Annotated in this window: 19 protein-coding genes; 6 read left to right on the top strand and 13 right to left on the bottom strand. The window is 65.6% G+C overall.

The window, feature by feature from the left end; genetic code table 11:
* Positions 1-42 precede the first annotated feature (42 nt).
* Together HNR25_RS09280 and HNR25_RS09275 are read left to right on the top strand one after the other, a co-directional pair.
* The gene (locus HNR25_RS09280; protein ID WP_184634253.1) at positions 43-870 is read left to right on the top strand and encodes an MOSC domain-containing protein; all 828 of its coding nucleotides are present in this window, start codon (positions 43-45) and stop codon (positions 868-870) included.
* A gap of 435 nt (positions 871-1,305) precedes the next feature.
* On the top strand, positions 1,306-2,064 hold the full coding sequence (locus HNR25_RS09275) for a DUF2637 domain-containing protein (RefSeq protein ID WP_184634252.1): 759 nt from the start codon (positions 1,306-1,308) through the stop codon (positions 2,062-2,064).
* 194 nt (positions 2,065-2,258) lie between these two features.
* Here HNR25_RS09275 and HNR25_RS09270 read toward each other — a convergent pair whose 3' ends face one another.
* The 4 genes from HNR25_RS09270 to HNR25_RS27210 form a co-directional block, all read right to left on the bottom strand.
* A complete protein-coding gene (locus tag HNR25_RS09270; RefSeq protein ID WP_184634251.1) occupies positions 2,259-3,176 on the bottom strand; it encodes a DUF8370 family protein in 918 nt (305 codons plus the stop codon).
* 163 nt (positions 3,177-3,339) lie between these two features.
* Positions 3,340-3,756, bottom strand: coding sequence for a hypothetical protein (locus HNR25_RS09265; protein WP_184634250.1), 417 nt, complete (start codon positions 3,754-3,756; stop codon positions 3,340-3,342).
* Between the two features lie 232 nt (positions 3,757-3,988).
* On the bottom strand, positions 3,989-4,609 hold the full coding sequence (locus tag HNR25_RS27215) for an MDR/zinc-dependent alcohol dehydrogenase-like family protein (protein WP_312862723.1): 621 nt from the start codon (positions 4,607-4,609) through the stop codon (positions 3,989-3,991).
* Positions 4,610-4,728: 119 nt separating this feature from the next.
* A complete protein-coding gene (locus HNR25_RS27210) occupies positions 4,729-5,040 on the bottom strand; it encodes an MDR/zinc-dependent alcohol dehydrogenase-like family protein (RefSeq protein ID WP_246463547.1) in 312 nt (103 codons plus the stop codon).
* 416 nt (positions 5,041-5,456) lie between these two features.
* Here HNR25_RS27210 and HNR25_RS09255 point away from each other — a divergent pair, with 416 nt between their 5' ends.
* The 4 genes from HNR25_RS09255 (at position 5,457) to HNR25_RS09240 (ending at position 12,767) form a co-directional block, all read left to right on the top strand.
* On the top strand, positions 5,457-6,929 hold the full coding sequence (locus HNR25_RS09255) for an ATP-binding protein (RefSeq protein ID WP_184634249.1): 1,473 nt from the start codon (positions 5,457-5,459) through the stop codon (positions 6,927-6,929).
* Between the two features lie 114 nt (positions 6,930-7,043).
* Positions 7,044-9,758 (top strand): Z1 domain-containing protein, encoded by a 2,715-nt coding sequence (locus HNR25_RS09250; protein WP_221457471.1) that lies wholly within the window; start codon positions 7,044-7,046, stop codon positions 9,756-9,758.
* Positions 9,755-10,765 (top strand): PD-(D/E)XK motif protein, encoded by a 1,011-nt coding sequence (locus tag HNR25_RS09245; RefSeq protein ID WP_184634247.1) that lies wholly within the window; start codon positions 9,755-9,757, stop codon positions 10,763-10,765. Before HNR25_RS09250 ends, HNR25_RS09245 begins: the two co-directional genes overlap by 4 nt.
* The gene (locus HNR25_RS09240; protein ID WP_184634246.1) at positions 10,758-12,767 is read left to right on the top strand and encodes an AIPR family protein; all 2,010 of its coding nucleotides are present in this window, start codon (positions 10,758-10,760) and stop codon (positions 12,765-12,767) included. Before HNR25_RS09245 ends, HNR25_RS09240 begins: the two co-directional genes overlap by 8 nt.
* 74 nt (positions 12,768-12,841) lie before the next feature.
* Here the strand turns inward: HNR25_RS09240 and dcm are convergent, their stop codons facing one another.
* The 9 genes from dcm to HNR25_RS26445 form a co-directional block, all read right to left on the bottom strand.
* Entirely contained in the window at positions 12,842-14,839 is a 1,998-nt protein-coding gene (gene dcm, locus HNR25_RS09235; RefSeq protein WP_184639052.1) for a DNA (cytosine-5-)-methyltransferase, read from the bottom strand.
* A 295-nt stretch (positions 14,840-15,134) separates the two neighbouring features.
* The gene (locus tag HNR25_RS09230) at positions 15,135-15,761 is read right to left on the bottom strand and encodes a hypothetical protein (protein WP_184634245.1); all 627 of its coding nucleotides are present in this window, start codon (positions 15,759-15,761) and stop codon (positions 15,135-15,137) included.
* Between the two features lie 198 nt (positions 15,762-15,959).
* Positions 15,960-16,871 carry an LLM class flavin-dependent oxidoreductase gene (locus HNR25_RS09225; RefSeq protein ID WP_184634244.1) on the bottom strand — a complete coding sequence of 304 codons (912 nt, stop codon included), beginning with the start codon at positions 16,869-16,871 and terminating at the stop codon, positions 15,960-15,962.
* Positions 16,868-17,902, bottom strand: coding sequence for a phosphotransferase family protein (locus HNR25_RS09220; RefSeq protein ID WP_184634243.1), 1,035 nt, complete (start codon positions 17,900-17,902; stop codon positions 16,868-16,870). Before HNR25_RS09220 ends, HNR25_RS09225 begins: the two co-directional genes overlap by 4 nt.
* 47 nt (positions 17,903-17,949) lie before the next feature.
* On the bottom strand, positions 17,950-19,008 hold the full coding sequence (gene trpS, locus HNR25_RS09215; RefSeq protein WP_184634242.1) for a tryptophan--tRNA ligase: 1,059 nt from the start codon (positions 19,006-19,008) through the stop codon (positions 17,950-17,952).
* Between the two features lie 53 nt (positions 19,009-19,061).
* The gene (locus tag HNR25_RS09210) at positions 19,062-21,038 is read right to left on the bottom strand and encodes an aminotransferase class I/II-fold pyridoxal phosphate-dependent enzyme (RefSeq protein ID WP_184634241.1); all 1,977 of its coding nucleotides are present in this window, start codon (positions 21,036-21,038) and stop codon (positions 19,062-19,064) included.
* Positions 21,035-21,760: a nucleotidyltransferase family protein gene (locus HNR25_RS25325; RefSeq protein WP_312862432.1), complete on the bottom strand. Its 726-nt coding sequence runs from the start codon at positions 21,758-21,760 to the stop codon at positions 21,035-21,037. Before HNR25_RS25325 ends, HNR25_RS09210 begins: the two co-directional genes overlap by 4 nt.
* Positions 21,761-21,785: 25 nt before the next feature.
* The gene (locus tag HNR25_RS26805; RefSeq protein ID WP_184634240.1) at positions 21,786-22,469 is read right to left on the bottom strand and encodes an HAD hydrolase-like protein; all 684 of its coding nucleotides are present in this window, start codon (positions 22,467-22,469) and stop codon (positions 21,786-21,788) included.
* A 310-nt stretch (positions 22,470-22,779) separates the two neighbouring features.
* The gene (locus HNR25_RS26445) at positions 22,780-24,711 is read right to left on the bottom strand and encodes an ABC transporter ATP-binding protein (protein ID WP_184634239.1); all 1,932 of its coding nucleotides are present in this window, start codon (positions 24,709-24,711) and stop codon (positions 22,780-22,782) included.
* Between the last annotated feature and the right edge of the window lie 136 nt (positions 24,712-24,847).

The following is a 24,847-nucleotide window of genomic DNA, read 5'->3' as shown; positions in this document are numbered from 1 at the left end:
GTCTGTGGTCGGAAACCGTCGAGCCGGACGGTAGCCCCCGCCATGCCGCGAATCGATGAACTCCTGTGCTTCCCTGTGAAGGGATGCGGGCCGGTCGTGCTTGCCGAGTCCGGAATCGGCCCGGCGGGTCTTCACCATGACCGCAGTTTTATGGTCGTCGACGCCGACGGCGTCTTCCGCAGCCAGCGCGACACACCGCAGTTGGCGGTGATCCGTCCCGAGATCACCGCCGCAGGGCGGAGACTACGGCTGTGGACACCCGGAGGCGGTTCTGCGGAGATCGTCGTTCGCACCGTTGGTGAGCGGTGCCGTGTCGAATTGCTTGGCACCGCCTATACCGGGCTCGACCAGGGTGACGAGGTGGCACGGTGGCTCAGCGCGGTCGTCGGTGCCCCAAGTCGGCTGGTGCGTGTGCCGCCCGACCATGCCCGTCGCACCGACGGCCACACTCAAGGGACCACCGGTTACGCCGACAGCTCGGCGGTGTTGGTTGCTTCCCGCGCTTCGCTGATCGACCTCGCTCGGCGTATGGCTGAGAGAGGCCGCACACCGGTGCCCATAAGCCGGTTCCGGCCCAACATCGTCCTCGCTGACGATAGGGAGCCCTATGCCGAGGACCGTATGCGCGCACTGGCGGTTGGCGAAGCCGAACTCGGCTACGCCAAACCGGCGATCCGCTGCGCGGTGACCACCGTAGACCAGGCAACAGGAGTCAAAACAGGACCCGAGCCGCTGGCCACCCTCGCCGGCTACCGCCGCGCCGAGCGCGGAGGCGTGGCCTTCGGCGCGAAGTTCGCGGTGACTGTGCCCGGCAAAGTGTCCGTCGGTGACGAGGTCACGGTTACCGCCTGGGGGCCAGCGGAGATATGAGGGTATATCCCGGCACCGCAGAGTCGGATGTGGTGCCCTGGTGGCACCAGAGACCGCCACTGGGCGCTGGTCGACTGCTGTGAGAACGATTCTCTGCCCCGGTAGCGATCTCGTCCGCTGCGACCACACAGAGCTCTGGCGTATGTCGACCGAGCAAGGGTGGGGTGATCGAGAAGATTCCGGCACCGCCGCGGTATGGGGTAACCGGGAGTGTCCGGGAGGGAGTCGAACCCCCATGGCTGTGCCCTGCAGATCCGTGTGAAGTCCGTTCTACAACGATAAGAAAACCCCTGTTCATCGCAGGGGTTTCATGATCATCTTGTGTCCGAGGGGGGAGTTGAACCAAATTCCTATGGCCCCTCGGCTCGCTCGGCTTTCTCCACCGCGCGGGTCCGCCTGACCGCCGAGTTCGATCTGGCGGGGCGGTGACCTGGTATGGATTCTTCCCGCTGGTCGCGCTGGACCACCGTTCTCGCCGTGTTCATGCTGGCCGTGATCGCCGCGGTGGTCAGCTACAGCCACATGTACGAGCTGGCCCAGCGCCACGGCGAGCCCGCCTGGCGCGCGGCCCTGTTCCCCCTATCGGTTGACGGGATGATAGTCGCGTCGTCGATGGCGCTGCTGGCCGACGCCCGGCACGGCCGGCGCGGCGGCCTGCTGCCGTGGACCCTGCTCATCCTCGGCAGCGTCGCCAGCCTCGCCGCGAACATCGCTGTGGCCGATCCGACGCTGTGGTCGCGGGTGATCCACGCCTGGCCGAGCTTCGCCCTGATGGGTGCCTATGAGTTGCTCATGCGCGAGTTCCGCATCGACGCCCGTGGCGTACGCACGGCGAACGCCGACGATGAACAAGCGGCACGCACAGCCGAGGGCGAACGAGCCGATCCGGAGATGCCCGCTCCGTTTGAGGAGGTGGATACGCCCGAGGCGACCGGGGACGGCCGCCCGAGGCTGCACGTGGTCGCGGCTGGCGACAATGCCGTGTCAGCGGTCGCCACGGGAACCGCCGTCCCGTCGGAGTCGGTACCTCGGATTCAGATCGAGGCCTGGCACTGGGCGTTAGACAACCGCGGCGAGGATGGCTCGCTGCCCACCGGTCGTGAGATCGCGGCCCGCTTCGACCACAAGGACCGTTGGGGCAGGCTGATCAAGCAATGGGGACAGCAGGGACGATTCGGTCAGGCAGTGGTGTGAGGACGCCCTTGTTGTCCCTACCGTGTCAGGTCCAGCCCCACAAGCCCTCGCATGAGGTGGGCAAGACCGTGAAACTCGTCGTCACGCTGGTGCAGCACCAGAACCCCGCAGGTTGAACAGCAAGCTCGGCGGAGCATAGTCAAGGTGCCAACGGTGCGGGGCCGCCGCTCACCGCAGCGACCCCTCACCCTCTGTTATGCAGCCGGCTCTTCGTCGGTCTTTTTCTTGTCGAAGCGCGAAGTCACGAACGCCTTGAAGTGGGCGAGTAGATCCTGTTCGTCCTCAAAGGCCCTCATCGTGACACGCAGGTTGGTGCCGCGCCCGCGCCCAAGACCCGGCTGAGTCTTGAGCTGCTTCTTGGGAGTCGTCCGTACCTTGTCATCGGACGTCCTTACGGCCTGCTCCAGCTGAGCGAACGACAGCACACTCGTCTCGTAGTACCGCCCCGCTGACATCAGGAGCGTCCGTCGGGACCAGGCCTTGGGAACGAGTAGAAGCGGCTTGCCGCCCACAACAGGGAGGGTGACGTTCGCTTCGGCCCACTCACGGGCGACCGGATCCCAGACCTGCTTGCGGTAGGTCTTGACTTCGTGCCCGGCACTGGTGAACTGCGGGTACATGTCAATCATGGCTTCGGTGAATTGAGTGAGCGGTTCGAAGATGATACGCGTTGTGATGTCCGAGGTGATGTCGCGATCCACACCGTCGACGAACAGCGGGAGATCCTCGAGCTGCCTGAGTACTCCAACACGGACTAGTGCTTCCACGTCGTCGTTGAGGACCTCCCAGATCCAGGTGCCAACGACCTCGGCACCACCGTGGCCGTGGAAGCCCGCCGCGGCCATCCCGAGACGCGTTTCCCACGGCTCGACGAAGTGCTGCAACAGGTTCTCACCCCGCCGACGCGTCGACGGGGTTCCTTCGATGACGCTGTTCGTCACCTCGTGGAAGAACGTGTCGATGCACTCCAGCGCTTGGTCCGCGAACGGCTGAGGCGTCTTGCGCAGCCGAATCGCATGGGGGTCGACGTAGAGCCGGTTGTCAGCCATGGCCTCGACATCGACAAACGGAACGGGATCAGGGATCCCGTAGTGAGTAGTGATGGTGGGCATCTTGCCCCTCCTTCTCTTCGAGTTGCGGCCCGAAGAGGAAGCGAGACACTCTGTCTCAGGAAACTTCGCTACGCTGGAGGTGACTGGCGAAGTCACCACCGCGCCCTCGGGCCGGTACTGGCCTGGCCCCGCGGCAACGGGGTCAGGCCAGAGTTCTTTGTGGCTACATCCCATCGGGATCATCCGAGTCGTCGGACTCCTCGCGCTTGGCGCGGTTACCTCGTACCTCGACGCTCGGCCCCTTCAAGTCGATGCAGAGCATGCCGTCCTGCTCATATGGCGTGTATCGACGGCTCATCTTCGTGTCGATGTCGAAGTACTGAGTGAACGCAGTGGCGGACAGGATCGCCTGCCCGGTGTTGCGCTCCGACTGCGGGCGAAGCGTGTATGCATGCGGTTCGCTTGAAGGTCGCATGGCGATGATCTGCTCGTCCTTGTCGAACAGTAGCTCCACGGTCTCGGCTTCACCGATGAGCTTGTGTGCAGTTTTGTTGATCGAGAAGATCCCGCGCTTCTGGACCGTCACGCTGGGTGCCTTGGCTAGGGGGGCCATGCGCTTGTCGAATACCTCGAACGGCATCGCTCACTCCTCTCATCGCTGGCCTCTCCATCCTACCGTATCCAAGTGATACTGAACGCCTTGAAGTTTCCTAAGTTCCCTGGACGGGTTGCAGCTCGTACTTGAGGGGCTCAGAGACTGACGGTCTCGACGATGCATGCGGTGGCTCGTCCAGTGCACCAACCGATGCTTGCTGAAACCGATGCCACGTTGGCCAGCCTCACGACGGCTTCTCGGAACGTCGCGAGACGGCTCAGAGAGGTGAACGGCTGAGAGGGAGTCTGGTTCGTAGTAGTCCCGGATTGTCCGGTTGGAAGAGATTGAGATCTCCACGAACCCCCGTCAGCAGTGATTCCTGGTAGTCCAGCCGGCATGACCTCCCGGCGCCCCTACCGCACCGATCTGTCCGAAAGCCTCGACGGTGGTGCGGACGGCGGCGGCGACTTGGTCCTCGTCGGCGACGTGCTGCCGGGCCACGGAAGTGCGGCGCGTCGGGTGGCCGGTCAGGGCCGCGGGAGGGCCTTGAGAGCGCGGCGCTCGTCCATAGCCTTGTAGCGCTCGGCGATCGCTCGCTTCCAGATTCGATCGATAAATCCAGGCAGGAACCGGCGGACCGGTGCGGGCCCGTTAACAGCTCCTCGCCGTCTGGGGAGACGCCGTGGGACACGCCCACGAAGCCGACGTGTCCGCCGGGACGCGTGCAGGGGATGGCCTGCGTGATTACCTCCTGGGTGCCGACGGGCCTCGACAAGGAGTGCGCTCCAAGGCCGGAGCTGGCTCCTTGACCCTGGCCCCCTTCGTCGCCGCGCTCAGTGAGGACGTCGGTCGCGCCGTACTCGAGCGCCAGCCGCTGGCGAGATTCATGGCGGGATATAGCGATGATCCGTTCTGTGCCGAACTGCTTGGCGGCGAGGACTGCGAGCGTCCTACCGCGCCCTCGCCGACCACCGCGATCGTCTTGCCGGGCCCGGCCACGGCGGCAACGGCTCCGAACTATCCGGTGCCGAGCACTTCGGAGGCGGTGAGCAGCGACGGGATCAGGTCCTCGTCAGGCACGTCCGGGGTGGCCACAAGGGTGCCGTCGACGAGCGGTCCGCGGAGCAGCTCGGCCTGTGCGCGCTGCCGGCTCCGGCGAGTTCGACGTGCTCGCAGTGGGACTGGTAGCCCGTGCGGCAGGTTGCGCAGGTGTTGTGGGGGGAGGACGAGCCGAACGACGACCTCGCCGACCTCCTCGACGACACCGACGTACTTGTGGCCCATCGGCGTGGGCTGGTCGACGGCATTGATGCCTCGGTAGTCCCACACTTCCGACCCGCATACTCAGGTCGCGGCCAAGCAGATTACCGCGTCCATCGGCTGCTGTACCCGTGGATGCTCGCGCCGCTGGTACCGGACGTTGTCCGGGGCGTGGATGACGGCTCCTTGCATGCTCAGTCCTCCTCGGTGATGCACTTAGGACGCTCGTCACGCCCATGCCGCTCGGCCAGCCCGTAGAACGCCAAGTGCAGCAGCGTCTCCTTCGGTTCCTCGTCCGCCCATCGCCTTGGACCGGATCAGCGTCGTCAGTAACCCGGCTTGGGGGCTCTGAATCTGGATGCGGCTTGACACACGTGGCGACAGCAAATTGCACTGGTAGCGCGTGGGCCGAGAGAGGCGGCGGCTCTCGTGGAGCGAGGTAGCCGTGAGGACAGATTCTGGAACTGGGATAGGGCTGACTTGGCATGACTTACGACATTGCGGCCCCGGAACCTTCGGGAATGGTGGCTTCACTTAGTTCCCTCGGCTATTCGCTGCCCGAGGCCATCGCGGATCTCGTCGACAACAGCATCTCTGCGGACGCTTCCACCATCGACATTGAGTTCACATGGGCTGGTCGGCACTCTTGGGTAGCTGTCGTCGACGACGGCAGCGGCATGACCCCCGAAGAGCTTGTAACAGCCATGACTGTGGCTGCACGTGGACCTGACACGGTCCGTAGTTCGACAGACCTGGGACGCTTTGGTGTTGGCCTCAAGTCAGCGTCGTTTTCCCAGGCTCGGCAGCTCACCGTTGCCACGGCGAGGTCCGGCGACTGGTGCGTGAGAACGTGGGACCTCGACGTAATCGAGCAGGCCGGTGAATGGAGGCTGCTACGTGACGTCGACGACGCGACATCGCGGATACTCGATGTGCTTCGCGGGGAGGCTGACCACGGCACTGTGGTTTTGTGGCGTCGGCTCACTGGCTACCATGGCGCGGCGGTGACGGAAGAGGACGAACGAACCCAGCAACAGTTCTACGCGGAGGCTAACCGGACGGAGTCGCACCTCGGTATGGTGTTCGCTCGGTTCCTCACGGGGCGCCGTTGCAGCATGCGGGTGTCGGGTACCCCCGTCGAGCCCTGGGACCCGTTCCTGTCAAGGCATCCGTCCGTCCAGCGACTACCTGTGGAACAGCTTCGACTCGGCACGGGGACCGTGCGGGCGGAAGCATTCATCCTTCCCAGCTCCCAACGGCTCTCCCCTGCCGAGTACGGGAAGGCTGGAGGGCCGCGCGGTTGGCTGGATCAGCAAGGCTTCTACGTGTATCGGCGTGACCGCCTCATCCTCGCGGGAAGCTGGCTCGGGCAACGGGGCCTCCGTCGGGAGGAGAAGTTCAATCTCGCCCGCATCGCCGTGGACATCCCCGCAGAGACGGACGCGGACTGGGGCGTCGACGTGCGAAAGTCCAGTGTGGTGCCGCCCGTTGGCCTGCGCACCCCTCTCCAACGGATCGCCAGACAAGCCCGCAGTCTGGCTTCCGATGTATTGCGACACCGCGGGCAGGTCGCTGCACGCACACACGGTGAGCCGCTGCGGTACGCATGGCACGTCCGTCGGGACAACGAACAGGTCACCTGCCGCATCAACCGCGAACATCCGTTGGTGAGTGCCATGCTCCGCTCCGATGGCGGAAGTCCTGGAGACGTGCGGGCTCTGCTCCGATTGCTCGAGGAGACCGTCCCGGTGACTGCCCTGCGGGTGATGCACGAGACGGACACCAGCGACGACCCCGAGCCCTTTGGAGGCGCTGGACCTGCAGATTCTGAAGTGACGGAGGTCGCTCAGCGGATCTATGAGGCGATGATTATGGGAGGCCGGTCACCTGATGCTGCCCGGGAGCGGCTTCGCACGATGCATCCTTTCGACCAACTGCAGGGGTTCTGGAGCAAATAGGCTTGTTGTCAGTGCTCGCCCCTACTCTGCTCGGTACCGCTCCCACCCCCGGAGACCGCATTGAGTTCTCACCCCGAAGAGACACTCGCCCGTGCTAAGCGTCTCGTCCTTGCCATGTTCCCTCCGGACCAGCAGCCGTCCCCGGACGATGTACAGAACGCGGTCAACGCCATCTTCGGCATGCTTGCCGGCCAGGGCGAGGTTCTCGATCGCGAGAGGCTTGTTAAAGAGATCGAGGCCCTCACCGCCGTGTTCCAGGAGGGTTCTTCTGGTCTGGTGGACAAGGAAGCTGACCACTGGCCATGGCTTCCCGAGGCCAAGAACGACCGGGACTGGGACTTCTGGGAGCGCTATCGGAGGTACCTGGAGGACCTGCGCGGTCTTCCGCCGGTCGTCGTGCGCCGACTTGACCAGAGTACTGACGAGGTCCTGGAACAGCTTGAGGATCCCCGCCGCGGGGGAGCGTGGCGTAGGACGGGCCTCGTGGTCGGGCAGGTCCAGTCAGGTAAGACCGGCCACTACATAGGGTTGGCTGCCAAGGCCGTAGACGCCGGCTACCAGTTGGTGGTCGTTCTCGCCGGCATCCACAACGACCTACGCAGCCAAACACAGCTACGTGTGGACGAGGGGCTTCTGGGCTTCGACACTCAGCACCAGCAGCGGTCCAAACAGGACGGAAATTCGCGGCGAATGGGCGCGGGCCGGATGCCCGGAGCCAAGTGGCTGGACATCGCGTCCCCAACCAACAGTTCCGAAAAGGGTGACTTCGGCCGACAGGCAGCCAACGCCGTCAACTTCCCACTCGGCCGCTTCCCGGTCGTTCTTGTTGTGAAGAAGCACTGGAAAATCTTGCAGTATCTCCGCACGTGGGTAACGGAGGTTCAAGGTACGGAGGATGAGGCTGGCCGACAAGTCGTACGCGACATCCCTCTGTTTGTTATCGACGACGAGGCCGACAACGCCTCCATCAACACCAAGCGAGAGCCAGACGCTGACCCGACTCGGACCAACGGCGCGATCCGAGACCTCATGATGAGCTTCGAAAAGTCGGCGTACGTCGGATACACGGCGACTCCGTTCGCCAACATATACATTGATCCCGACACTGACCACGCCGATTTCGGTGCCGACCTCTTTCCCGACAGCTTCATCCGCACGCTTTCGCCACCCTCCAATTACCTCGGCCCAGAGCGGGTTTTCGGACTTACGTCCGAAAACGAAGACGAGGACGACATCCCCCCGCTTCCTCTCGTACGTTCGGTGGAGGATGCGGAGAGCTGGATTCCGAACAAGCACAAGTCCTCATACATGCCCTCGGACGAAATCCCGGCGTCACTCCGCGAGGCGATAGCCTCATTCGCTCTCGCTAGCGCTGCCCGACGGGCTCGGGGGGAGATGAAGGTACACAACTCCATGCTGGTGCACGTCACCCGCTATACGTCAGTGCAAGGGGTAGTTAGCGACCAAGTCGACGGCTATGTACGTCTCCTCATCGACTCCCTGCGTGACCGGTATGGGGAGGGGCCACGGCGGATGACGGAGTTCCGGACACTGTGGGAGCGGGACTTCGTGTCCACGTCCAGTCACTTTCCCGTGGACGAGACCCAGGCAGTCACATGGGATGAGGTGTCTGAGCATCTCTTGCCAGCATTGCGGCGGATCGTGGTCAAGACGGTGAACGGTGCGTCGCGCGACGCCCTCGACTACTACGAGCACCGCCGTACGGGTCTATCTGTCATCGCCATCGGTGGGCAGAAGCTTTCACGTGGGCTCACGCTGGAAGGGCTGACGGTCAGCTACTACCTGCGTACGTCCACCACGTACGACACGCTGCTACAGATGGGCCGGTGGTTCGGCTACCGCGCTGGCTATGAGGACCTGTGCCGTCTCTACACAACACCTGACCTTCAGGCCAAGTACGTCGAGGTAACTGCCGCCACGGACGAACTCCGCCGAGAGGTGGAGGAGATGGCCGCCCTGAACCTCTCACCGAGGGACTTCGGCCTGAAAGTGCGCGCCTCTTCCCTGGGTCTGGCGATCACCGCCGCAAACAAGATGCGGCAGGGCACGAAGGTCATGCTCAGCTACTCCGGTGAGGGGCCGGAGACCGTGCTTTTCGACAGCGCGCAGAGGACAGTCGGGCGCAACCTCAAGACCCTCGGGGACTTCGCCAGAAGGATGGACGGGTTGGCGGTGGCCGAGCAGAAGCAGCCGGGTACGAACCTGCTGTGGAAGGGCGTGCCCTCAGGCACCATTGTGGAATTCCTGTCCGACTACGGTACCGACCCCCAGGCGCAGACGGTCCATCCCAAGTTCATCGCGAAGTACATCGAACAATGTGTCGCCGTGGGCGAGCTTCCACAGTGGACTGTCTGCGTAGTCGGCAAGGCCGCTGCGACGGAGCTTCAGGATGTGGGCGGCCATTTGGTCGGGCCCGTAACGCGTGCGCCTATTAATCCGGGTTTCGAGACTGAGGGTCGCTACACCATCCGGCGCCTCTTGAGCCCGCCAGACGAATATCTCGATCTTGAGAAGGGCCAGGTTAAGTCAGCGCTCGAGAAGACGCGTTTGGCCGCGGAACGGAATAAGAAGGAGAAGGTACCCCAGTCACCCTCCGGACCGCTTCTGCGGATGGAACGCCGGCCGGATCAGGCGTTGCTGCTGATTTACCTCGTGGAGCGGAAGTCGGCTGCTGATGGCTCGCAAGATCATCCGCTTGTGGGCTTCAAGGTGAGCTTCCCTTGTTCTGAGCACCAGTCCGATACGGAATATGTGGTCAACAGCATCTGGAAACAGGAGGGCTTTGACGACGGAGAGGATGCGGAGTGACCGTCACGGAGGGAGACTGGACCGAGTTGGAGGCGCCTCAGACAACCGGCGGGTGGTCGCGGTTGCGCCTGCACCCGGACGCGCCTCTGGATGTCTTTCTCACTGTCTCCCATCCCGGACACCAGCGCATGCTCGTCCTCAGGTCCGACGCCCGCTCCGCGGACCACATCGTCCGCGCCGTGGGGAAGCTGCCCCGTGCTGCTGGTCTGGAGATGAACCTGAGTGCTGTGAGTCGGCTCGAGTACGAACTGCAAGTGGTACTCACCGCGAACGACCTGCGTGAGGTGTTCAATCCGCTCGTGACCGATGTGGCTGAGACAGTTCGCGAGTCGTCGGGTGCTGCGGAAGCCCTGACCGCAGCTGTGGACAGGTTCGAGCGCTGGCAGGAACTCCTGCGCGCCGTCAGCCGTGAGGGTCTGAGTCCGGACAGCCGCCGAGGGCTGGTGGGTGAGCTTCTCGTGCTCCGGACGCACTTTCTGCCTGTCCTTGCCGAAGCCGACGCCGTCGAGGCGTGGACGGGGCCGAGCGGCGCACACCAGGACTTCCAGACGCGCGGAGGGGCGGTCGAGGTGAAGACGAGCACGGCGAAGCGTCCCCAAAGTGTCCGCATTGCCGGCGAACGGCAATTGGACGACACAGGTACGCCTGCACTCATGCTGGCGTTGGCGCTTGTCGACGAGCGGCGCGGCGGATCCGGGGAGAGCCTGAACCGGATCGTGGACGGTGTCCGAGACGCCATCACCAGCCCAGCCGTCCGTGCCTGGCTTGAAGGGCGTCTTATACAGGCCGGATATCTGCCCAGCCGGCGTGACCTTTACCAAGAGCCCAGATACACCCTCCGGGACTTGAAGTTCTGGCACGTACGGGGGGACTTTCCGCGGATCGTTGAAGCGGACCTCCGCAAGGGCGTCGGCGACTGCGCGTACCACGTGAGCACCTCGGGTCTTGACGGCTACCAGGCCTCGACAGACGAGGTGACCGAACTGATCGGAGGCTCCCGTGACTGAACTCGGTCTGTCTGCCTACGCCCGCGACGTCGCGGCAGAAGCGGAGGCCACAGCCGACGCCGAGGGCACCACGACGGCTGAGGCGTTCACTCGCCGCGTCTTCGAGGACTTGGAGGAGGCAGGAGTTGCCTCAAACACCTTCAGCGCCTATCACATGGCACACGGGCACCTCGTTCACGGGTACGGTCTCGGAGAGTCCGGTGAGTGCCTCGATCTGTTCGTTACTGAGTTCGTCCTGGACCCGATGGACTCGAAGCTCACGAAGGCGGATACCGAGAAAGCTTTCCGTCGGCTACTGACGTTCGTACGGCGTTGCCGTGATGGCCTGCGCCACAACATCGACCAGGCATTCGACGTGTACGACATGTGCGCGGCAGTGGAGAAGACACTCACCGAGGTCCAGCGAATCCGGCTCTTCCTCCTCAGCAACCGCGTCAGCACCGGCGCTCTCATACCCGCCACCGAGTTCGACGGTCTCCCGGTGACCCATGAGGTTTGGGATCTTGCACGCCTGCACCGTCACGCTACGTCCGGCAGCATCAGTGAACCCATCGTGGTTTCCTTCGACCCTCCGCTGCCCTGCGTCTCGGTTCCCAGCGACGAGCCTGATCATTCGGTCGCTCTCGCTGCTATCCCCGGCCAAAGACTGGCCCAGCTGTATGGCGAGTACGGCCCTCGTCTCCTAGAGCTCAACGTCCGTTCGTTCCTCCAAGCCCGTGGCGCGGTGAATAGGGGGATCAGGGAAACACTATTGAACGCGCCCGGACGGTTTCTGGCATACAACAACGGCCTCACGACCACCGCCTCCAAGGTCGACTTCGTGTACGGGCCGGGTGGTGAGCGCACCGGTATCTCTCGCGTCCACGGGATCCAGATCGTGAACGGCGGCCAGACGACGGCGTCGCTGCATTATGCATCGACCCGTGACAAGGTGGACCTGTCGCAGGTCACCGTACAGATGAAGCTCACGGAGGTATCGCCCGAACGGCTTGCGGACATCGTGCCGAGGATCTCCGAGTACTCCAACACCCAGAACCGCGTGACCCTGGTCGACTTCAGCTCAAACCACGAGTACCACGTGGCTGTCCAACGGATCACACGTTCCCTGTGGACTCCGGTGACGGACGGCAGCGGCCAGGAAACGCACTGGTTCTACGAGCGGGCACGCGGTCAGTACACGGACGAGGTGGCCAAAGCACGCACCCCAGCGAGACAGCGCGCCTTCAAGAAGGTCAACCCCACAAGGCAGAAGTTCACGAAGGCTGACCTCGCGAAGTTCGTCCAGTCCTGGCACCAGTTGCCGTTCCACGTCAGCCGGGGGGCACAGAAGAACTTCGCCGTGTTCATGAGCAGGATCGAGTTGACGCCTCCGCTTGTGGACGTCCGGTATTGCCAACGGGTGATCGCCATGGCCATCCTGTTTAAGTCCGTCGATCGCATAGCTGCAGCGCATCTGGCAGGCAGCTATAAGAGCATGATCACTACCTACACGACAGCCCGCCTTTCACTCGCGACGGACAGGCGGATCGATCTGGATAGGATCTGGCGTGAGCAGCGGATCTCGCCGGCACTCGAAGCCGCGATCGACGACTTGTGCCCGCACGTCATGAACGTGGTGGTCACGCCACGTGAGGGTAACCACGTAGGAGAGTGGGCGAAGAAGCCTGCATGTTGGGACGCGGTCGCCCGACTCCCCTGGACCGTGTCCAGGGAGCTGGAGGAGGAACTGCGCAAGCACCCGTTGGACGAGCAAGCGCTTGCAGGCGAGGCGGGGGAGGACGAGGGAGTGGCAGACGCGGCGGCACAGATCTCGGCGCAGGAGTGGTACGCACTCGAGCGGTGGGCGAAGGAGACGCACAATCTGGAGCCTTCGCAGCGACAGTTGGCGCAGCACGTCGGGAGGCGTGTGGAGCTAGGCCAAGGGATCCCGCAGCAGCAGGCGGCGCAGGCGATCCATATCCGGCGCGAGGCCCTGACGATGGGGTTCACCCCGGAACAGTAGTGTCGGCTGACGCGGCTGAAGCCGGAAGGTGATTGCGCTCCGTGTGTGGGAGTGCAATGTCGAACGGGTGACACTCAGCGTTGCTGAGCAGTGTGAGATCCCGTAACCCGAGTTTGAGCGGAAATTGTGTCGTGACCGCTCGACTCCCCCGCCGCATCGCTGAACAGGTCTTTCTCCGAGACGCTATGCCTGTCAGCGCAGTACTGATTCAGCGGACACTCATCGCAGAGCGGCCTAGCCGCCCGACACACGGTGTTTCCGACCAAACGGAGCGCGGCCATACGGAGAGGTGCGTCTTCTCCGGCACCGACGAGCTTCACCAAGTCCACACGGCCGTCACTTAGCCTGTTCGTGCGATCCGAGTCAGTGCCGTTGAGGCGGGCTGCGACTCGGATGGCCCCTTGGCCGACCCACAGGAGGTCTTCGTTGAGCAGTAGCCGGTAGAGTCGTGCCTCGGCTGGCTTCATACCGACCCTCGTCGGCACCTCGTCCCGATTCTCGTCGTGCCACACACTTGGCTTGTCCACGACCGGGGTCAATCGGTCGATGCGGGCCCGAGCTGCGGCGGTGGGAGCGGCGTCGAGAAGAGTCTGCAGAGCATGCTTCGTCAGGGATGCGTTCCCCTGAACGGCCTCGACCATCCTCCGGAGCTGGTGACGGCGCAACCGGGTTCCGGCCAGCACGGCGACGACAGCCGCATGCACAGGAGACAGGTGCGGTAGTTGATACCAGTCTTCGCCCTGTCGGCGTTCTTTGGCCCAGGAAGTCAAGGCTTGCCGGACTTTCCTCCAGCGTGGCCGAAGCCCCACTGGGTTGCCGTCGTTCTCTGCCTCTCCAGAGGGAAGCAGCGCGGAGGCTGCAGCCTTACCGAGGAGAGGCGGTACGGCGTTGCCGATCTGTCGGAAGGCGTCACTACGCGTTCCCGCGAATCGGAACCTGTCAGGAAAAGTCTGCACGCGCGCGGCCTCGCGCACGGTCAGCGTACGGTTCTGGGACGGGTGGATGTACCAGTAGCCGTCCTTGGCGATGTGGGCCGTGATCGACCTGCTGAGGTCGCCCCAATCCAGCTTCTTGTACTTGTCTGTGAAGTGCTTGGTGCTGTAGCGCTGGAGGTTCGGATCGACGTCCGAATACAGGGTCTTCGAGTCCATGTCGTCGAAGATGGCCCAGTCGTCCTCACGGACTCGCCGGGTCATGTGGTCCCAGACGACGCTGGCCTCGGCCCTCTTGCGCATGTCCTTCGCGAAGCCGGAGAGCTCCTCTGAGGGGGTGTCGTAGTCCATCCTGCGTTCGCCGACACGTTCGGTCGGCACCACGTTCAGATGCGGCAGGTCACCGATCGCGTCCTGCAGCGTAGTCCGGTTCTCCTCGGATGCTTCGTCTTGCCACTTGAACTGCTCAACGTCGTTCCGAGCCAGCAGTATCAGCCGCTTCCGATGCTGTGGGACTCCATAGCGCCAAGCGTCCACCAGCCGCACCTGCGTTGCGTATCCGAGCTCTTCCAGCTGCTGCTCGATCGTGCGTACCACGAAGAAGTCGTCGCCCAAACCCATGTCCGGGACATTCTCCATGAGGACGGCTCGGGGCTTGATCCGCTTCACGATGTCGAGGTACGCGCCCCACAGTTCCTTGCGCCTGTCGTGAGGATCACGTCCGTGGTGATCCACCAGGCTGCGGATCTTACTGCGCCCGGCCCGGCTGAACGGTTGGCAGGGAGGACCGCCGGCCACAAGGTCGATCCTGCCTTGCGCGGGCTCCAGGATCTCTTCGAGACGGTCCCGCTCCTCTGGGTCTCCAAGGTCCATGTGGAGGCTCATGCCAGGGAAGTTCGCCGCATGGGTCTCCAGGGCCCGCTTGTCGCAGTCGACTGCAGCGGCGGTGGTCCACCCAGCTTGCCGGAGCCCGTGACTCAGTCCGCCTGCTCCGGAAAAGAGATCAATGGCCAAACGGCGATCCTTGCCGAACCCCTCAAGCCACTGAGCGAAGCGTTCGGGCCTGCAACTGTTCCGGTGGCGCTTGAGCTTCAGTTGGTCGCTGCGTTCAAGGGGTACGCCGTAGTGCGACTCCTGCACAGTACGCACCTCCAGACCAGTGAGAACGACGAGCACCAGGAGATCACGAAGACCCCGGCAAGGGCAAGGACGCCTTGATAACCTCCGGTTTTCCGAAGGCTGGCTGTGGGCGTAGAAGTCGCGAACTGGTTCGAACCCGCGTTCTGGTGCGTTACAGCACACAAGGATAGAGGATGCTGGTGACTGCGTCGGCCGGGGGCTCTGCGTCATGGCGCTGAGGTGACGGAAGACATGTTCGAGTCGTGACGACACTGTGTGCCTTGCGAGGTGAGTGCAACAGTCCCGAGCGAAGGCGTTACCAGACTGAGGCATCGAGGAGCTCTGGAAGGCCATTGAGCCATGGAGGAGACGGGAGGGCGTCGAAAGCTTCGCGTTCTTTCAGGAGCAACCGCGACAAGGCGTGGAGGTCGGTAACCGATTTCGCGTAGATGTACCAGCGCCCGTCGTGTTGCCAAATGCCGCAGTTCGTCCCCTCGGCAAGTTCCGCGATCAACTTGGCTCGACCCACGTCTGGAACGACCCCGACCTGCGGATGGTCGGCGTGGTGGTTCGTGTCGAGGCTGCCGGAACAAGAGTAGAAAGTGGCAGTCCGGGCTGCGCTGAGGGCCAAGGCAAGGCTTGCGGCTCCGGCGTCGTTACCCCAAAGTGCCTGCAAGTGCTCGGCATACTGCAGATCATCGCTCTCAGAGAGCGCGTCTATGGCCTCTTCCAGCCCATCCACGGCCTGCGACCCACGTGCTTGGTCCAGGACCTGTGCCTCCTCATGGAGGCAAATCTTGACGTCTTCCCAGGTAGCCAGAGCGGTGCACTCATAGCCTTGATGTTCGGTGAAGCCTTCGGCGAGATCCTCGGCCGTCAGGGAGGTGCGGAGGTCGGTCAGCACGTACTCGTGGAAGATCTCTACGTCAAACTCAGGGATCATACGGGTCATGATGCCCGAAATCGCGTGCACGTGCCTGTTCGGGAGCCTGGGCTTCGGTGCGAAATTTGCTGGACCTGTGTCAGAGCCAGCATTCGTGCGTCGCCGAGACCAAAGCCCGGATCGGTGGGTGAGTGCTTAAACCTGCGGACCGCGGATTCCCGCTGTTGTCGGGTCGCAGTCGCAACAGGCTCGGCGGATCTACCTGATGGTCTCGGCGAAGAGGTCTAATTGCTCGTCACCGCAGATGCCGAAGGGGATACCGAAGGCGCAGACGATGTGGCTGACTCCGCGTTCAGTCCAGCGGGAGATCCGGTTGCGGACTTCGGCTGGAGTACCGACGAGACCGCGCTGGCGCCAGACGTCGAAGTCGGCATCGTCCAGGTGGCCGCCCGGGACCCATCGCTGCAGGTGCTTCCAGCGGCGGCGGAGATCGCGTTCGTCGGTTCCGAGGAACGTGGTGAGTCCGATCGAGTGCTGGATCCCGGAAGGGGTGCGTCCCGCTTCTCTGGCTGTGTCGGCGAGCATGCACGATCTCTGGTGGTAGGTCTCCGGTGTGGGGTCCCAGGCGAGGTTCCATCCGTCGGCTTTGCGCCCGGCGACCGTCAGGATCCCGCGGCGCTTGCCTCCGACCCAGATCGGAGGAGCGTTAGCGCCGAGATGGCGACGGACCGTGTCGGCGCTGTCTTCGACCGCTTGGAGCCGTTCATTGACAGGGGGCATCGAGCGCATCACTTCGACGAACTCACGGGTGTTCCATCCGGCCCCGAGGCCCAGGTCGACGCGAGGGCCGGCGATGTCGGTGACGGTGGCGACCTGACGGGCCAGCAGGGCGCTCGGTCGCAAGGCCGCGTTGGTGACGAGTGAGCCCAGGCGGATGCGGTCGGTGGCTGTCGCGAGGGCGGCGAGCAGGCTCCAGCAGTCGGGCGAGAGCCGCCGCGGACCTGTATCGAGTTCAAGGCCGAGGTGGTCGGAGACCCAGATCTGGTCGAATCCGCGCTCTTCGGTGTGGCGGGCGTAGTCGAGCGCTGCTTGGGTGCGCCGGGCACCGGTGATGGTGCGGTCGGGGAAAAGGGCGTCGTAGTGCGGCAGGGCGAGTCCGAAGGTGGTCACCACGTGGACCTAGAGGACGGGGGGACGGCGGGTAGGAGCGGGTGGGGTGCTCCGTGGTCGGCCGCATCGACCAGGTGCAGGGCCTCGCCGAGGAGCGGGGCGAAGAGCTGCCTGTTCTTGGCCGCGGTACGGGGGATTTCGCGCAGCAGCAGCATGGCCGTATGCAGGAACAGAGCGGCATGGTCGCGGTCGAAGGTCCGGCAGGTGGTCATCGTGTGGAAGGCGCGTGTGGGACGGGCGAGCCACGGCCGTATGGCGGCCGACTCCGGTGGCGGATAGTCCAGGATGACGCGGCCGCTTCCGACGGCGATCGTGCCGCGGGCGTGGGCGAGGAGATCCTCAACGAACCACCATCCGAGCAGGTGGCTGGCCATCATGCGCCAATCGTGGTGGCGCCCGGACCATTCCCAGTCGATGAGGTACCAGTCGAGCTGTGGTGTGAGCAGGACGTTGGCTGGCTGGGGATCGCCCAGGCAGGCGACACGAAAGTCCGGAGGAGCCATTGCGGCCAGCCGCCGTTGCAGCTGTTCCCACGTGCCCAGGTCTGAGCCGTTGACGATGAACCGGTGGCGGCGGCTCAGCTCGGTTTCGAGTACGCCGAAGGCGTAGGTGAGGCCGTCGATCGCGCGCTCGAGCCGGCGCTGATGGTTGCGGGTCGCGCGGTCCGGCTTGTACCCGGGCTGAGCTGACTGCTGCCACACGCCCACCAGGTGGTCGACGATCTGAGCCCACGTCGCCAGCAGGTCGGGTGCGGGGCCGTGGCCGCGCGCCGCGTCGGCGAACGTGCGCGGGGAGGGGCACTCGGTGACCAGCACGTCCGTGTCCTGGTGGCGTCCCGCATACAGGACGCGGGGCAGGCGCTGGCCGAAGAACGGGGCGATCTGTGCCCGGGCCGCCGCCTGGCCCGTGGCCGAGACCCGCGGGGACGCGGCGACCTTCACCGCCACCCGCGAGCCGTCGGCGCATTCGAGGATGTGCACTGCGGCCCCCGAGGATCCGCTGCGCGCACGATCCGCACCCCCCGTGCTCATGGCAACCGTAGAGGCGAGAAGCGGGGGGATCATGGGGCAGGGTCGCGTCAGGACTCGGCAGCCGCCTTCTTCTGGGCCCGCTCGGCCTTGCGGCGCAGCTGGTTGTAGGCCCCGGCCAGCCCCATGGCCTTGCGCACCTCGAACACCACCTGTTGGACTTCGCGGCGGGTGCGCTCGGTGCCTTCGACGATGATCTGGTCCACGAGGCCGGGCTGGGCCTCGAAGGCGGCGCGGCGCTCGCGGATCGGGTCGAGGAACCGGTTGATGGCTGCGGCGAGCTTGTCCTTGACCTCGACGTCGCCGACCGTGCCCGCCTGGTAGCGCTCCTTCAGGTCGGCGACCTGGTCCGGGTCGTCGTTGAATGTGTCGTGGTAGATGAACACCGGGTTGCCCTCGACGGTGCCCGGGACGTCGGCCCGGACCCGGTTGGGGTCGGTGTACATGGCCGCGACCTTCTTGCGGACGTCCTCGGCGCTGTCGGCGAGGTAGATGACGTTGCCCAGCGACTTGCTGGCCTTGGCGTGGCCGTCGGTGCCCACCAGGGTCGAGACCTCGCTGGTGACGAGTTCGGGCACGGGGAACGTCTCGCCGTAGAGGTGGTTGAAGCGCCGCGCGATCTCCCGGGTCACCTCCACGTGGGCGTGGTTGTCCTTGCCGACCGGAACGACGTTGGCCTTGACGCAGAGGATGTCGGCGGCCTGCAGGACGGGATAGCCGAGCAGCCCGTAGGGCATTTCCTCCTTGGAGGCGTCGCTGGCCATGTCTTTCAGGCTGGGGATGCGCTCCAGCCGCGGGACGGTGATCAGGTTCTGGAAGAGCGTGTTGAGTTCGCCGATCTCCGGGATGGCCGACTGCAGGTAGAACGTCGCGCGTTCGGGTTCGATGCCGGCGGCCAGGGAGTCCAGCACCATCTGGCGGGCGTTGCCCGAGATCTCGTCGATGTCGCTGCGGGCGTTCTTGGTGGTGAGCATGTGCAGATCAGCGAGGATGAGCCAGGTCTCGTACTGGTGCTGCAGTTTGACCCGGTTGGCGATGCTGCCGACGTAGTGGCCCAGGTGCAGTTTCCCGGTGGGGCGGTCGCCGGTGAGCATCCGCTGATCTGTCATGGCGGTGGGGTCCTTCGCACAGGTGTCGGTCGGTCGTGGTGTCCACACAGGCGTCACGGTCGGCCCGGCCCAGCAGATTCGATCGCGTCGATGACCGGGGCGACGGTAGGGATATCGATCAGATGGACCTGAATCCACCCGGAAAGATCCCACCGGTGACCATCCCGATACCGGGCGTTCCGCGCTCGAAGTCTATCGACCACCGGCCGATAGCGGTCCGCGAGATTGATCAGGAGGAAATTCGCCTGGCCGGGGATATAGGCGATGCCGTGTTCGTCGAGAACCCGGCACAGGCGCGCCCGTGCGGTGCGGTTGGCCTGGAGGGTGCGCTGCACCTGTTGCTCGTCGGCGAGTGCGGCGTGTGCCGCGGCCGTGGCGAGCGCATCGAGGCCATAAGGCAGACGTTGTTCGCGCAGGCGGGTGGCCAGCGGTGCCGCAGTGAGGCCGTAGCCCACGCGTGCGCCCAGCAGGCAGTGCGCCTTCGACAGGGTGCCGAAGGCGACGATCTCGGGATGGGTCTCGAGGAGGCCGGTGTCGATGCGGGGCGGTGGAACGGTGAAGTCGGCGTAGGCGAGATCGAGGAGCAGGCGCGCGCCGGCGGGCAGCGTGGGGAGCAGCCGTTCGATGACGGCATCGAGGGAAACGGCGGCCCCGGACACCGAATGCGGTAGCTCGATGACCACCAGCCGGGTGCGTTCATCGATCGCCTGCTCCACCGCGTCGAGGTCGGGGGCGAACGTCGCCGGGTCCCAAGACACCGGGACATACTCGAACCCGTGGCGCTGGGCGAGATCGCGGTAGAGCTCGAACGCCGGTTCGGTCGCCACCACCTGGGCCCCGGGCCGGGCCTGCAGGCGAAACAGCCAGTCCATGACCTCGGTCGAGCCGTTGGCCGCCACGACCTGTTCAGCGGTCACCTGGGTGCGCGTGGCGATCTCCGCCTCCAGGTCGCCGCACGTGCGCGGGGGAGGCCGATAAAGCGTCGGGACGGCGCGCTGCACCGCGGGCCCTACTCCGGAAGAGACCCCTGCGCGGGCCGTGGGGAGCCGGTCGGTGATCGATTTCAGGCCCGCCACGACCGCGTCGGCGTTGTGGTCCTTGCATTGCGCGCACGTGACGTGGCCGGCCCGGCACTGCGCCAGGACGGTGCGGGCCCGCTGCGGGGAGCACAGTAGTTCCACGGTGGCAAACGCCGAGCAGCGCACCGGATCCCCGCCAAAGGCGCGGTGTTCGGCGACACTGGCTCCACCACCGGTGATCGCCGTAGCGAACTTGGAGCGCACAGTCTCCTCACTGTCGTCGACGAAGATCACCGAGGACGGTTCGCGCACGCTCCCGCGCTGGCCGGCGCGGCGCAGGTGGGGAAACAGGCGCCGGTACAGCAGCACCGGAGGCGTCGCACCGATGGCCCGGGCGCAGTGCCGGAGCGCCGCCGAGTGCGGCGCTTGGAGCGCATCCACCAGCGCGACTCCGGGCGCATCACTCCCGGCCGGGTTGAAGAGGAAGAAGCCGAGCATGTCGGCGACATCGAGCGGCACCGTCAGGGGCGTCTTCGCGTCGAACCCGTAGATTCGCCGCAGGCGCTCCAACGGCAGCGCGCGGGCGGCCCGCCGTTGGAAGCTGCGCAGTTCGGGAGCCTCGTCCACGACATGGACGTGGGGCGCTCGGTCGGTGAAGTGGTCCACAGCGGCCCGGAAGGCCTCGACCATCCGCCGGTCGCCGTCACCGGAGGCGTCGAACGCCAGAACCGTGCCCGCATGGCCGGCGAGTTCACCGGCCGCCCGCGCCAATCCGAGATGGCCGGCATGGGGGCGGTCGCCCGCGAACCCGACCCGGACCGGCGACGTGGCCTCGGCGCCGAGCTCCGTTCGAGCATGAGCCTGCCAGGCCCATACTTCGCCGGGTAAGGCCGCATCGCCGGGAGGATGCGAGGCCACCGGATGCAGCCCGAACTGGCCGACACGCTGCTGTTCGCGCCGCTCCGTAACCTGGTTGCACCGCCGGTGCCACCACTCGATCTCCGGCGTCACGCCAGCACTCCCTCCGCCACGACCCGCTCCAGGAAGCGATACGCATCGTCTTGCTGCCCCCGCGTCGCCGCCGCGTCGGCCTTGTGGAAGTAGTGATCCGGGAAGCCGGGATCCGCGTCGTGAAACACCGCGCCCCACGCCCAGAACCGCGCTGCGCACCGCGAACGCTGCCGGGCGAATCCGTCGATAGAGGATCCGGCGTCATAGCGCCAGAGGCCCTCGCCCGCCCGGTGGATGTGGCCGCCGGCCTCCAGGGCGGCGAGGTATGCGGCGCGCTGATGGGCCCACACACCCAGGAACAGGTTGCGGTGGCGGTGATGGCGGGCCAGATACGAGGCCGCATCGGGATAGAGCTCCAGGAACGCCAGGTGGCCGTGGGCAAGAAGCTGGTCGGCAGTCCACACCGACTGCCCCCATCTCTTCGCCACCGCGTGGCCGAGCGGGGCCAGGAAATCGGCGACCAGCGTCCTCAGTGCCGGTTCCTCGGACGGGGAGTCGGTGACGAAAGGGCCGAACAGCTTCAGCGCGAAATAGCCGCCGTATCCGCGGTCGCTTCCGTCCGAGTACAGGTCGGCACGGGCCAGGACGTAGACGGTGACGGGGATCTGGCGCCACGTAGCGCTGCGCCGGTGCGGTAGTTGGTTCGTCTCGTCGAGGACCAGGAGCGCGTCCAGATCGCTGCCGGGCTTCTGCGTGCCCAAGGGGCGGCTGCCGTAGAACACCCATTGCCGGCCAACCGCGGGGAGGTCATCGACTTCTTTGGAGAGACTCGCGGTGATCTGAGGGATCTGCTCGACGAACGTCCGATCGAAGGTGCGCGCTGTCGGATGCAGAGCCGAGCCACCTTTCTACTTCGTCGATCCAGTCTCCCGCCGGGTCGGCTTGGAGACTGCTGATGCCCACATCGCGTGCCGCCCGCACGTTTGCGGCCTTGTCATCGACATACAAGGCCGAACGCGGGCAGCGCCCGTCGAGGGCGTGCAGAAACGCTGCGGAATCGGGCTTGATGAGACCGGTGACGCTGGAGATCTCAACCGCGTGGAAGTGCCGCTCAATCCCGAGCTTGTGCAGCACGGGGAGCAGCCATTCGTGTCGGTGGTTGGAGACAAGCGTCAAGCGCGCACGCTGGGCCCAGCCGGAGACGGAATCCCCTGCAGGCAGTGGGGCCATGGAATCGACGATCGTCGTATGCCACTGACGCGGTGCGCAGTCGTGTCCTACCGCTGCAGCGAAGCGGTCCCAGAAATCTCTCGTGGAGATCCGGCCGCTCCACAGATCATCCCGAAGATGATCACGGAAAAGAAGCTGGACTTGGTCGACACGGGAACCGCAGGAGGCCGCGACTGCTGAAAACAGCGGGCCCATCGGCTCGCCCACGAGAACACCGCAGGCGTCCAGCAAGAGCATGCGCTGCGGTATCTTGTCGTCCACCAGATTCCCCGTCTCGCCAGACGACCACTTTCGTGAGCCCTGAACATATTCGAACGTCTGTCTTGTGCACAAGTGTCGTATGTGCTGCGCAGAACGTAGAATATTCCAGGTCGTGGATGGCGCGAGTGTGCCTCGGTCTTTTCAGATTCGCTGTCGAGTGAGCGGAGCCGACGCTCCATCTGTGATCATTCAGACGTGTGCCAGCGGTTCTGCCGTAGCCGCCGGGTGGGCATTAGTGGACGTAGCGCATGGCTGCCCCTTCCGTGGACTGAGTGTGGGCGGACGGATCGGAAGACTCACCGGGGTGCGGCTACGGCACTTCTTCGGTGTGCCGGTGCGGGGTGACTCCGTTGTAGGCGGCGGCTTGGATCCCGTACAGCTCGGCGTAGAGCCCGCCGTGGGTGATCAGGTCGGTGTGGGTGCCCTGTTCGACGACGTGGCCGTGGTCGAGGACGTAGATCCAGTCGGCGCTGCGGGTGCTGGCCAGCCGGTGGGTGATCAGCAACACCGCGGCCCCCTCGGCGGCGGCCTGGAACGTGGCGAACAGCCGCTCCTCGGCGCGGGCGTCCAAGGCGGCGGTGGGCTCGTCGGCGATGACCAGATCGGCCTGGGGGTAGAGGCCGCGGGCGGCGGCGATGCGCTGGCGCTGCCCGCCGGAGAGATCCTCGCCGTCTTTGAACCGGGTATCCAGCGGCGTGTCCAGCCCGTGGGCGAGGTCCTCGACCACCTGGTCGGCGCCGCTGAGACGCAGCGCCCGGCCCAGCCGGTCGGGGTCGGCGTCCCCGGGGGCGGCCATGGTGATGTTGCGCTCGGCGGAGAAGGGCCACTGGTGGTACTGCTGGCGGATCAGCCCGATCCGGGCGTGCAGCTCGTCGGGGGCCAGGTCGGCGATGTCGGTGCCGTTCCAGGTGATGGCACCGGCATCGGGCACATACAGCCCGGAGATGAGGGTGGCCAGGGTGGATTTGCCGGACCCGTTCTCCCCGACCAGGGCCACCACCCGGCCGCGTTCGACGGTGATGCTGACTCCGGTGAGCGCGTTGGCCTCGGCGGCGGGGTAGGCGAAGTCCACGCCCTGCACCCGCAGCTCTTCCAGCGGGCCGGGGGATGTGGTGCCGGTGGCGGGCGGGGTGCGGCGGCGGGCTTGGTCGAAGGCCTCCAGCAGGTCCGACAGGTAGAGGCCGGATTCGTAGCAGGAGTTGACGGCGCTCATGAGCCGATCCAGGGCGGCTTTGCCCTGGCCCAGGGCGAGGTAGGCGGCCCCGGCCACCGCCAGCGGCATCAGCCCGGCCAGCAGCAGCGCGACCAGGGCGGCGTAGGTGGCCAGGGTGGCGATGCCGCCCAGCACGTCGCCCACAGCGCGGGTGGTGGTCTGGCGCCCCACCACGGCCAGGAGGGCGTCGCGGACGTGGTCGGAGATGCGGGCGAATTCGGCCAGCAGCATGGGGCGCATCGCGTAGGCGCGCAGCTCGGCGGCGGCCTCGCGCTCGGTCATGGCGTGGGTGTACATGTACAGCAGCCGGTTGGAGGTGCTCAGCGCCCGCATCCGCGCATACCGCATTCGCGCGGAGCGGATCGCGGCCCAGCCGACCGGGGCCACGGTCAGCGCCAGCAGCGGCAGCAGCACGGGGTGCAACACGGTGAGGACGGTGGCCACGGCCAGCAGGCTGACCAGCTCGGTGGCGATGTCGGCGGCGTAGCCGGTGATGCGTCCGGCTTCGTAGACGCCCAGGGTGCGGGCGCGGTGGATCTGGTCGCACCAGTCGGAGTCGTCGAAGGCCTCCAGGCGGGTGGCGGTGGTCAGTGAGACGAGTTCGACCTCCACGGCCCGCTCGACCATCGGGGTGAGCCGGCCTTGGGCCCAGATCGCTGCGGAGCGCAGTGCGGCGCGGGTGAGGGTGGCGGCTCCGGCCAGCAGCAGGGAGGGCAGGGCGGCCTGCAGCCGCTCGGGGGTGGGGCTCTGGGCGAACAGACCCTGCAGGATGCCGACCACGGCGGTGAGTACGACGGCGGAGAAGGCGCCGGCGGCGATGTTGAGCCCGACGGTGAGCAGGGTGTCGCGGGGGCTGGCTTTCCAGCTCCAGCGCAGGGCGGTGGCGATGAGGGCGGGCAGGCGGGTGAGCATGTGCCACAGCGACAGGCGCTGCAGGTCGCCGAACCAGGGGTGGAAGCGGCTGGTGGCCAGTTCGGGCAGGCCTGCGGGTGCGGCCGGGGCGGGGCGGCGTGGGCGGCGCCGGTTCATACAACTCCGTAACACGTCGGTGCGGGAAGCAGCGGACACACAGGCGACTGTGGGCTGGGCTGCGGCGGCGGTCCGGTGCGCCGGCGCGGGGTGCTCCGGTGCAGGGTGGGCGGGGTGGCGCCTGGTCCACCCGATC

The sequence above is a fragment of the Streptomonospora salina genome, from assembly GCF_014204715.1.
Lineage (GTDB): Bacteria > Actinomycetota > Actinomycetes > Streptosporangiales > Streptosporangiaceae > Streptomonospora > Streptomonospora salina.
Note: the sequence above shows the minus strand (reverse complement) of the source record. Positions and strands in the feature narration are given on the sequence as shown.